Below are 8,581 nucleotides of genomic sequence, written 5' to 3'. Positions count from 1 at the left end.
CGACGTCCGCGGCTGGGTCAACGAGTGGAACAAGGACCCCAAGCCGTACGTGTGGACCAAACCCGCCGACGAAATCCTCGAAACCCTCGCCGCATACTGCCAACGAATTAACGACTCACAACACTAGGCCCAAGTATGCACCCGTATCGAAGGTTGCGGGGATGGCGTGGACGACGATGTTCGGCCGCTCGGCCAGTTCCAGCACATGGGCGAGTTGTTCGCGCATGATCGCAGGTGACCCCACGGGCCACCGTAGTGCTGCCTCGGACAGCGTCACCGTGACGAACGCGCGGTCCAGGACGGCCTTGCGTTCCATCCGTTCGGCCACGACCGGTTCGGGGTCGGCCACTCCTGCCTTCGCGAGGAGTGCGCGAGCGTAGTCGGGAGTTTGCAACAGACCCGTCATCCGCGATGGCTCGAAGATTCGGATGATCCGGGACGCCTGCTCGAAGCGGGCGTACTCCTGTCCCCACTGGGGGCGGTGGCCCAGGCTGGCGAAGAAGATCAGCCACTCGAAGAGGCCGCCTTCCAGCAACTCGGGGTTGCCGGTCTCCCAGGCGGCGTCCAGCAGCTTCGCGTGGCCGATGTTGAGCCGGTCCTTGCCGTTCTCGATCTTGGAAACCGTCGCCTTGCTGGCGCCGATGATCCGTCCCAGCGATTCACCTGAGAGCCCACGGTGTTCGCGCTGCAAGCGTAGGTAGACGGCGATCAGGTTCCACAGGCTGGCCTTGGGATCGAGCGGTGGGTTGGGGGGCATGGCTCCATCCGCGGTTTCGGGTCGTTCACCGGTCTCGGCCTACACGTGCATCCTGACTTACGTCGGACAACTCTGTGAAGCCGAACGCGAGAAATTCGGAATTGGGAAACAGGACAAACCGGCGAAACTCCACCGAGATCGGTTCGGTGGGCTTGGAACGGAAGTGAGCACGGCCGTCCGAGACAGCCCGTACATGGGTGAACGGGGGGTCTCGTTCGAGGGACTGACATCCGTTATGTGCGGACTCGCCGGCGTTCACCGTGCGTCCTGGACGGCAGAAGGAACCGGGAAATGACCGCGACCGTGATCGACGACATCGAGTGGTCCGCGCTGCCAGTGGCGAGCCTGCCCCGGTCATGGCGCATCCTCCTGGACTCGCGCCTGAGACGCATCGGGATCCCTGCCGGGGTGACCGACGACGTCGTGCTCGCCACCTGCGAGCTCGTCACCAACGCCGTCGAGCACTCGCCCTCCGACGCGCCGATCACGCTCCGGGTCCGATTCGGCGTGGGCCGGCTGTGGGTGGGCGTGTGGGATGCCTCGGACGAACCGCCGGTCCGACAACCGGAACCCACACTGGACGGCGACCTCGACGACATCCTGACCACCCTCGCCGAGAACGGCCGCGGCCTTCAGATCATCACGGCCCTGGCGTCCGACCGAAACGTCGACTGGACGCCGCCACAAGGCAAATGGACCTGGGCACGCTTCCACTTTTGACGCCCGTGCGGCTTGGCCACTCCTGCGTGCCGAGCGTGACCGCTGATAGCCCGCGGACGCGCTCAAGCGCCGGGCTCACCACGGCGGCATGTGGCTGGTCGCCCAGCAACCGCCGTCCGGAGCGCTGCCTCAACGGGCGTGGCGATGGCCCTGTTCTCGTGATGGCAGCCGCAGCCGACCTGCGGGCGGGGGCGAGATCAGCCAGCGGCGCACCAGCGCGTCGAGTTCGTCATGACTGGCCCCTGGGTGCTCGCGGCGCATCCGTTGCCGGTACAACTGGACCCCGCATTCGTGCATTTCCAGCGCGGCCCGCAAGCGCTCCGCCTCGGGCGTCCACTCGAACCCGCCACGCCGCTTCGCTGCCCGGCGTCCTGCGAAGTGCGCGAGTAGAGCGCGGATTGCCCTCCTACTCTGCATGCCTCCATGGCATTCGGAGCCCACGCACTCAAGGTTTCCACCGCCGCGTGTATGTAGGGAATGGCCGTGCGGCGAGCGCTCGCTCGGAATCGCCGAAACCGGTCGTCGTCGTGAAGGTATAGCGCACACGCGACAGGGCGGAGTGCGTAGCCGCGCCTTGAGCCGGACACATTCTCCAAGCAGATGGCCGTGCCGGATCAAAACCTGAAGCCGAACAGGCCCCCGTCGGGTTGGTCGGTGAGACGTGGTTCGATCACATGGGGTCCGGGGTCGAAACCTTTGGCTTCTGCCTTGCGCAGGTCGTCGGTGTTCATCGTGACGATGTACTGCATGTTCTCATCGGCCATGACGTCGGCGGCCAACTGCAAGGCCGCAGAGACCTGGCGTTCGTCGACGCCATCGTAGAGATGGCTGTCGTGGACCAGGAAGTCCGGACCCCGGCCGTGACGGTGAGCGATGACCGCCGCGGTCAGGTCGAAACAGAAGATGACCATGTTGTGGATGCCGCGGCTGCCATCGGCGTCGATTCGCGTCTCGATGTCGAGACGCTGCTTACGGGCCTCGAATGCCAAGTAGGGATTGTGGGTTTGGCCGTAGAGTCGGCGGGCGAAGACGTTGAAAAGTCGGCTGACCTCGGAAGTGATCTCCGCGCGGTCGTTCAGGTCGTCGGCCAGCGCCGACTCCAGTTCCAATCGTCGCGCTTCGATCTCGCGGCGGCTGGCCTCCAGCGTCTGCGCGGCCTGGAAACGGTTCCTCAGGGCCTCCAACGTCGCCTGCTCGCGGGCCAGGACGGATTGCAGCGAGGTCAGGGCGTCCAGGGCACCACCTTGATTCAAGGTCTGCAGAATCGAGGCAAGGGTCTGTCCGAGCTGTTCGCGTTCACGTTCACGCTCGGCCAGCCGTCGCTCGAGGCGGTCGGTCTCCTCGCGCAGCTGCTTCTCCCGGTTGCGCACCACGGTCTCGTGGAAGGCGCGCACCTCGTCGAAGCGCCGCCGGACTTCGCCGTTCAACACGACGTTCAGCTGCTGGAATGCCTGCTCGAGATAGCGGTCATCGGGTTCGGCGGCGTCGGTGGTGGCCCTCACCATCTGCTGGAGATTGTGGCGTTCGACCTCGTCCAGGTCACGCAGCTCTCTGATCTGCCGGTCCAGCGCATCGGCTTCTCGGCGCAGATCTTCATAGCCCGGCACGACCTGGAACCGCTGGATCTGCTCGCGCAGCTCGGCGATCCGCTGCTCGACCGCGGTGATCTCGCCGCGCAGCTCGGCGGAACGGCCGACGATCTTGCCCCACACGGGGTCCTTGGTCGCCTCGACGAGCTTCTTACGGGTCGCGTCCTGCTGGGAGAGGGTCCGGTACTCGGTGACCAGCCCGACGTCGAGACCGAACAAGTGACTGAGCGAGATCATCGCCTCGTGGGGTGACTGTCCGGAGAAGGAACTCGTCGGCTGCAGGAAGCCGCCCGCGTCCACCCGCCGGATCGCGAACGACAGGAGCGTACGGCCGCTGACCGGAGAGTCGGGCGAGGTCACCCGGTACAAATCCCGTTCGATGACCCACTGCCAATCCTTGAGCGTGACCTCAGCCGCGAGTGCGTCTTCGAAGAGGTGGCCAGGGTGATGGAAGTCCGGATGGCGCGACACGTCGGGCTGAAGATAAATTTTCGGCGACGCCGGCCGACGCTCGATCGTGACAGGCTTCTCCCACCGAGGCCAATCCATGACCAGGCGGAATCTATGCCTGGACAGCGCCTTGTGGCTCCATAGCGAGCTCTTTCGAGTGGTGGCGCCGAGCAGGTAGTGCAGGAGCTCGACGGTGCTGGTTTTGCCCACGCCGTTGCGGCTGTCGGTGTCGGCCGACCGATCCGTGCGGTCGGCGATGAGCAGATTCAGCCCCGGCCGGAAGTGAAGGGCCTTGAACCGCTCGTCATCGGACCGGAGGCTACGCAGCATCTGCCCGAGCGCGGAACATCAGCAGTTCGTTGCGGGGATCGAGGTCGACCAGGTCCATGGCGTACAGGACGTCGAGCGCCAGCGCGAACCACCAGAACGGGACGGGCGCTGTGTGCCGGTTGTCCTCCCGCCAGGCCAGCAGCCGCCGCCAGGCCTGGTCGATGGTGACGGGCTGCGCGCCCGTGGCGAGGATGATCTGCGCCCCCACGGCCAGCAGCGCCCGTTGGGGTGCGACTCCCTTGGTAGGAACGATCATGGATGCACCCTCTCCTCACGAGCTACGGACGGGGAAGGCGTCGGCATCTTGAAGATGTCGCACTGCCCAAAGAAGTACATCAGGACGACCATCGCGTTCAAGAATTCAGCGAAGCCCGTGGCCTCGTTGCCGAGGATGTGGAGCACCAGATCCTCCAGGATCTGGTCTGCGTGGTCGTGCCGCTCGGCCAACTCCAGATAATGCTCGCGGAAACCCGCCGCCACATCATCGCGCTCGGTCGGATCGACGACGTTGGTGTAGTAGGTCTCGACACATGGCACGTACGTCATGGCGTGCGTCATCGTCGTCATCACGTCGGGTGAGAATTCGTTGTACTCCATCTTGCGATGCGAAGGGAGGGGGACCTTGGACAGCCCGTACTGCGGCTTGCGCTCTTTGGCCAGGTGCTCCAGCAGCGGCCGTACGTCCTGCAGCGCGACTCCCGTGACCACCTTCTTCGCCGGAAACGGCCCCAGAAGATCCTCAATCTGCCATCGTTCGAGCTGAAGGATCTCGCGTTGGATCCGTCGGAAGCCGAAGTTCTCGAATGCGAGATCGGGGTGCGACCGCCGAATCTCGGTCAGGACGTCTGACACGACCGGATCGAGGCCGCGACGGTCGCTGTGGACGAACGTGAAGATGTCGAAGGCACCGGGACGCTGGCGTAGCGCGCTCGCCAGATCGCTCTTGATCTTCCTTCGGATCCGCCCTTCATCCACGGTTTGCGGCCCGTAGCAGGCGTAAAGCCTGCGCCCGCTGATCATCAATCCGTCGGCCCCGAGGTCCCCGAACTCGCCACGCGTGCGGATGTCGAAGAAGTCCGGATCGCGCATGCACATCAGGTCGTAGAAGAATTCCTGGAAAGACTCGCCGTGCAGGGAATCGATCTTGGAGGTGAGCATCACGCGAACGAACAGGCGCTCCCACAGCTCCAACGCGTAGGTTTGCATCGGGGCGACTCCCAGTGACGTTCTTGAGTGGCCTTCCACCGGCGATCGTACCGAGATCTGACAAAGACGGTCACGGATTATTGTCCACTTCGCACCTTATGCCGCATTCCTCTCTCCTCATCGGTGTGGACGCCCATGCGGCTGGGCCACTCCTGCGTGCCGAGCGTGACCGCTGATAGCCCGCGGACGCGCTCAAGCGCCGGGCTCACCACGTCGGCATGTGGCTGGTCGCTCAGCAACCGCCGTCCGAACGCTGCCTCAAGCGGCTATTCGTTGTTCCAGCCGTAGCGTTCCTGGTCTGAAGGACGGGGACCTTCCGGGCCGTCCCTGCCGAGGCGCAGGAATCGTGACACCCGTACGATGCGGAACCGGCGTCCCAGTACGGCGTACTCGGGCCCGTTGGTGGCCTCGATCTGCTTGGCCGCCTCGGCCCACTCGGCCCGTTCGGCGGGGGTGGGCGGGTTGCCTTGGAATTCGCGGAACCGCGCCCAGTCTTCGGAGAAATGCATCGCCAGGTGGTGGCGTGCCTGGTCGGGGCCCTCTCCGCCGGTGAACGGCTTCCAGGCGTCGCCCTCGATCTCCACGACGGTGAAGCTGGGAGGGAGCAGGATCACCCCGGGGTGCGTGCGGATCGCATGCCGTGCCTCGGCCTGGATCTGGTCGGGGACGGTGCCCGGTATGGGCTGGTAGCCGATCAGGTTCAGCCTCATCTGGGCTTCCCAGTGCCCGGCCGGTGCGAGCGGATCGATTGGGTGATCATTCAGGAGCTGGGCCTCGCGTGGCGGGTCGGCGTCGGTGGCTCTGGGCGGCTCCATCACGCCGCCGCCGATCAGGGTGTACTTCTCGATCCTGATGACCCGGTAGCGCTTGTCGCCGATCTCCCATTCGTCCTTGGCGAGTGGCCGCCCGTCCTCCGGGTCGAGCCGGTCGGCGGCGGCCAGCATCGCCCGTTGGACCTCGGGGTCCTTCTCTTGCTGCTTGGCGGTGCGGCGAAGATGGCTGGCCAGGGCGGTACGAGATCCTGCCGGGTCGGAGCCGCCACTGGTGGCGATACGCCAGGACGGCCCCGTTTGAATCGCGAATCCGAAGTCGGGCGAGCCGGCGGGGAACAGCTTGGGGTGGGCGGCCATCCGCTCCCCCAGCTCGGTGTCCCGAGCCGCGGAGACCGGGTCCAGCTCGGCGACCAGGTTGATCTTGTCATAACCGCGCATCAGCGGGAACGTCATGCCCACATGCTCGGACATCGCGCGCCGCCGGGCAGGGGAATCGGCAGTTCGCACGGGAAATGAGAAATCGGGTGCGGGTCACCCGACGGTGACCAGGCCGCTCTCGTAGGCGGCGATGACAAATTGGGCACGGTCGCGGGCGCGAAGTTTGGTTAGAAGTCGCCCGAAATGGGTCATCACGGTGGCCATGCCGATGACCAGATGATCGGTGATCTCGGTGTTGGACAGGCCCTGGCCGATGAGGCGGAGCACCTCGCGTTCCGTCCAGGTCGAAGGTGGTGGAAATCAGCACCTTCACGCCCGCGGTGTCCGGCGTCCCGCAGATCCGGCGGGTCGCCTCGATCCCGTCGAGTTCTGGCATCGGGACGTCCATCAGCACGACGTCCGGCCGCGGCGCGGTGGCCCGCTCGACGGCTTGCAACCCGACGGCGGCCTCGCTGACGACCTCATGCCCTGCGGGCCCGCATCAACCGCTGGTCGTCGGCGATCAGGACCCGGATGTCCGTCACGCGGGCACCGCCTCCAGCGGGAGCCTGGCGTGGACCCGGAACCCGGCGGTGAACTCGCCCCCGTAGACGGCCACCCGCTCGCGCATGCCGATCAGCCCGTGGCCCGGGGGTGGCCGGCCGGTGCGCGGCCGCCGTCGTCGATCACCTCGATCTCTACGGCATCGTCCGTCCGGTCGACCCGCACCCGGCAGTGCGCCGGGGCGGGACGAGACGCGTCTCACCCGGCGTCCCTTCCTCGGTCGGCGCGGCCTCGGTCAGCGCCGCGGCGGGAGCGCAGGAGGCAGCGGGGCGATCTCCCGATCAAAATACGAGGCGATCGGTTCGGACCGCTGGTAGAGATCTGCGATCTCGGCACGGCATTCGTTGATCACATTCGGATCCTCGACGCGGCGGGCGCCGCTGTGCAGCCCCGTCCGGTCGTACAGCACCTCATAAAGGATCTCGCCGCCGAGTATGAGGATTTCGGGCACCATCGCCTCGGTCTCCAGATGCGCGGGAAGATCCGCGGCATCCATCACCCGCACCCGCTGCTGTTGGATGTCGTCCCACGCCTTCAGAACATGCAACTCCCATTGCAGGTAAGCGCTGATCGGCCGCTCAACGATGCGGACCCTCCGGTTGGAGTCGCGACCCGTGGAACCGTGCCGGCTCGCCGCCTTCTCCCGCATGTCCTCGATCAGCGCGAGGGACCGCTCCCAGTCGCCCTCCATCATCGCGACATAACTGGCCACCTCGGGCTCCTGGAAGGTCTGGATCCGCTCCAGCTTCCAGAGTTCCTTTTCGGCCAGTGGCGCGTGCCTGGAGAAGTCGTCAAGGTACTCCTGCGCGCCGAGCGTGACCGCTGGTAGCCCGTGGACGTGCTCAAGCACCGGGAAGATCCGGCCGCGCAGCGACGATCACGTTCCGTGGCAGGACCACCAGTCGCTCGTTCGCTCCGATCGACACGCCTTCCGGCAACCTGTGGGTGTATTCGTCGGTCAGGTCGGTACCGATGAAGGCGACGTCCCCGTTGTCCAGTTCCCATATATCGGGGCACGTCGGGTCAGCGGTCGTGTCGCCGAGCTCGACAGCACTCTTGCCCAGCCGACGGCGTAGGCTCGCGGCCGGATCGGCTCGCCAGATGGTCATCGCCTACCTCCACGCGACGGTGCTGTAGAGGTTCTCACCACAGTCGGCAAAGCTCTACAAGGCACAGTGCACTTCCTCTGCCCTGAGTAAACATCGGGCGTGACGATGACATCGTAGAGCTCGGGGTCACCAAGTGTTGTCCTTCAACTACTTGTAGTGTCGCATTCAGGCCGGGAACTCGGGCTCACCCAGGGGGCTCATGCCCGGGCTTGCCGCACGGCTGCACACGACCACTGTCCCATCCGTCCGCGACGGTGCCCGTCCGGGATCGCCATGCCGGAGCCTTGAAGTCCTTCGACCTCGTCCACTTGCCCGGGAAGGCGATACTCCACGACGACCTGCATCCCGGCAACCTCCGCATGTCCGGGGGGACCGGTCCACGTCCTCGACTGACCTTCTCGCTCCGCGGCTGACCGAAGCCGGACACACAACCCAGCAAGCCGAAGACCTGATCTTCCAGCTTCCCACCTGGGAAGACGCCCCCGAAGCCGCCGTGACCGGACTCGCGGCGCTGTGGACCATGTTCCGCGAATACACATCACTGAACCTTTTTCAGTGGCGGCGGAGAGGTTGCTGGTCACAGCATGATCGCGAGCGGTGTGGCGGGCCGGGTGCATGGCAAAGCCCCTGGTAGGACGGGTGATCTTCCACAACCCTCCGCCCCCA

Annotated in this window: 10 protein-coding genes and 2 pseudogenes; 2 read left to right on the top strand and 10 right to left on the bottom strand. The window is 65.6% G+C overall.

The features are described from left to right. Nucleotides 1-127 (top strand): annotated as a pseudogene (locus QSK21_RS35310) (IS630 family transposase); the annotation flags it as partial. Here the strand turns inward: QSK21_RS35310 and QSK21_RS35305 are convergent. Beyond that, nucleotides 116-757: a helix-turn-helix domain-containing protein gene (locus QSK21_RS35305; protein ID WP_285702118.1), complete on the bottom strand. Its 642-nt coding sequence runs from the start codon at nt 755-757 to the stop codon at nt 116-118. The pseudogene QSK21_RS35310 and the gene QSK21_RS35305 sit on opposite strands and share 12 nt — an antisense overlap. A gap of 303 nt (nt 758-1,060) precedes the next feature. Between QSK21_RS35305 and QSK21_RS35300 the strand changes: the two genes are divergently transcribed. Further along, nucleotides 1,061-1,477: an ATP-binding protein gene (locus tag QSK21_RS35300; protein WP_285702117.1), complete on the top strand. Its 417-nt coding sequence runs from the start codon at nt 1,061-1,063 to the stop codon at nt 1,475-1,477. A 129-nt stretch (nt 1,478-1,606) separates the two neighbouring features. On the opposite strand, the gene QSK21_RS36320 is transcribed toward QSK21_RS35300, so the two are convergent. From QSK21_RS36320 to QSK21_RS35265, 9 genes and pseudogenes are all read right to left on the bottom strand, one after another. Beyond that, nucleotides 1,607-1,894 carry a hypothetical protein gene (locus QSK21_RS36320; RefSeq protein WP_352231377.1) on the bottom strand — a complete coding sequence of 96 codons (288 nt, stop codon included), beginning with the start codon at nt 1,892-1,894 and terminating at the stop codon, nt 1,607-1,609. 197 nt (nt 1,895-2,091) lie between these two features. Further along, nucleotides 2,092-3,846 (bottom strand): ABC-three component system protein, encoded by a 1,755-nt coding sequence (locus QSK21_RS35295; RefSeq protein WP_285702116.1) that lies wholly within the window; start codon nt 3,844-3,846, stop codon nt 2,092-2,094. Next, complete coding sequence (locus tag QSK21_RS35290) at nt 3,836-4,102, bottom strand: ABC-three component system middle component 6 (protein WP_285702115.1); 267 nt, start codon at nt 4,100-4,102, stop codon at nt 3,836-3,838. The genes QSK21_RS35295 and QSK21_RS35290 overlap by 11 nt, the downstream gene beginning before the upstream one ends. Continuing rightward, a complete protein-coding gene (locus QSK21_RS35285) occupies nt 4,099-5,052 on the bottom strand; it encodes an ABC-three component system protein (protein ID WP_285702114.1) in 954 nt (317 codons plus the stop codon). Before QSK21_RS35285 ends, QSK21_RS35290 begins: the two co-directional genes overlap by 4 nt. A gap of 266 nt (nt 5,053-5,318) precedes the next feature. After that, entirely contained in the window at nt 5,319-6,278 is a 960-nt protein-coding gene (locus QSK21_RS35280) for a DUF5954 family protein (protein ID WP_285702113.1), read from the bottom strand. Between the two features lie 78 nt (nt 6,279-6,356). Beyond that, nucleotides 6,357-6,530 (bottom strand): response regulator transcription factor, encoded by a 174-nt coding sequence (locus QSK21_RS36435; RefSeq protein ID WP_502871629.1) that lies wholly within the window; start codon nt 6,528-6,530, stop codon nt 6,357-6,359. Between the two features lie 79 nt (nt 6,531-6,609). Next, a pseudogene (locus QSK21_RS36430) lies at nt 6,610-6,699 on the bottom strand (DNA-binding response regulator); the annotation flags it as partial. 342 nt (nt 6,700-7,041) lie between these two features. Further along, the gene (locus tag QSK21_RS35270; RefSeq protein WP_285702112.1) at nt 7,042-7,656 is read right to left on the bottom strand and encodes a DUF6879 family protein; all 615 of its coding nucleotides are present in this window, start codon (nt 7,654-7,656) and stop codon (nt 7,042-7,044) included. Beyond that, the gene (locus QSK21_RS35265; protein WP_285702111.1) at nt 7,649-7,915 is read right to left on the bottom strand and encodes a hypothetical protein; all 267 of its coding nucleotides are present in this window, start codon (nt 7,913-7,915) and stop codon (nt 7,649-7,651) included. Before QSK21_RS35265 ends, QSK21_RS35270 begins: the two co-directional genes overlap by 8 nt. Between the last annotated feature and the right edge of the window lie 666 nt (nt 7,916-8,581).

The sequence above is a fragment of the Actinomadura sp. NBRC 104412 genome (genome assembly GCF_030269515.1).
In the GTDB taxonomy this organism is placed as follows: Bacteria; Actinomycetota; Actinomycetes; order Streptosporangiales; family Streptosporangiaceae; genus Spirillospora.
Note: the sequence above shows the minus strand (reverse complement) of the source record. Positions and strands in the feature narration are given on the sequence as shown.

Excerpts from the sequence above, each read along its gene's own strand:
- QSK21_RS35305 (WP_285702118.1), bottom strand. The coding sequence starts at position 757 with ATGCCCCCCAACCCACCGCTCGATCCCAAGGCCAGCCTGTGGAACCTG.
- QSK21_RS35280 (WP_285702113.1), bottom strand. The coding sequence starts at position 6,278 with ATGACGTTCCCGCTGATGCGCGGTTATGACAAGATCAACCTGGTCGCC.
- QSK21_RS35285 (WP_285702114.1), bottom strand. The coding sequence starts at position 5,052 with ATGCAAACCTACGCGTTGGAGCTGTGGGAGCGCCTGTTCGTTCGCGTG.
- QSK21_RS36320 (WP_352231377.1), bottom strand. The coding sequence starts at position 1,894 with ATGCAGAGTAGGAGGGCAATCCGCGCTCTACTCGCGCACTTCGCAGGA.
- QSK21_RS35290 (WP_285702115.1), bottom strand. The coding sequence starts at position 4,102 with ATGATCGTTCCTACCAAGGGAGTCGCACCCCAACGGGCGCTGCTGGCC.
- QSK21_RS35265 (WP_285702111.1), bottom strand. The coding sequence starts at position 7,915 with ATGACCATCTGGCGAGCCGATCCGGCCGCGAGCCTACGCCGTCGGCTG.
- QSK21_RS35295 (WP_285702116.1), bottom strand. The coding sequence starts at position 3,846 with ATGCTGCGTAGCCTCCGGTCCGATGACGAGCGGTTCAAGGCCCTTCAC.